General features: G+C 66.6%; 1 pseudogene. It reads right to left on the reverse strand.

From position 1 onward, the window contains the following. Positions 1–112 precede the first annotated feature (112 nt). Positions 113–673: pseudogene (locus tag EN906_RS36230) on the reverse strand (D-TA family PLP-dependent enzyme); the annotation flags it as partial.

Raw genomic sequence — 673 nt, forward strand, 5'->3', positions numbered from 1 at the left:
TTCATCCTCAGTCGAGCGCTGGAAACTCTACGGCGACGCCCTCGATCCATTGAAAGCGGCGCTGGGTCCAGTTCTTCAACGCTGAGTGGCGTTCAGTTCGGGCGCGTCGGTCTCACCCCATCCTTCCCCGCGCGGCCACCGGCAGCGTTTCCAGCACCTTGTCGCCGTCGACCAGATTGACCTCGTTGAACAAATTGGTGACGACGCAGCAATGGTCGGGCACGACACGCACGCGCTCGCCGATGCGCAGCTTGCCGTCGCCCGAAAGCGTGACGGTGCCGTGCTCCTCGCTCAGGCCCGTCACCCGCGCTCCCGACACGCCGAGCAACTCGCCGAAATCGGCGAGACCCAGCGTGTCGCTGGACAGCGCCTTGCTGCCGGCATCGAGGATAGCGCGCGTCGCTGTGGGATGGCTGACCACCGTCGACAGCACCGTCAGCGCACAGTCGTCGAGGCCGCCGACGCCTTTGGCGACTTGATAGCGGTCGAGATAGATGTAGGTGCCTGGACGATACTCGGTGACAACGGATGTATCGCTGGAGCGCCACATATCCGGCGTGCCGCCGCTGGAGATGCGGTCGCAGGCGAGGCCCGACGCGGCAAGTGCCTGCTTGGCCCCGGCGAGCCAGGCTTCGGCCTCCGCTGCCCGCCCGGCGGCCGGGTAGGTCATCAG

The organism is Mesorhizobium sp. M7A.F.Ca.CA.004.06.1.1, assembly GCF_003999135.1.
Lineage (GTDB): Bacteria > Pseudomonadota > Alphaproteobacteria > Rhizobiales > Rhizobiaceae > Mesorhizobium.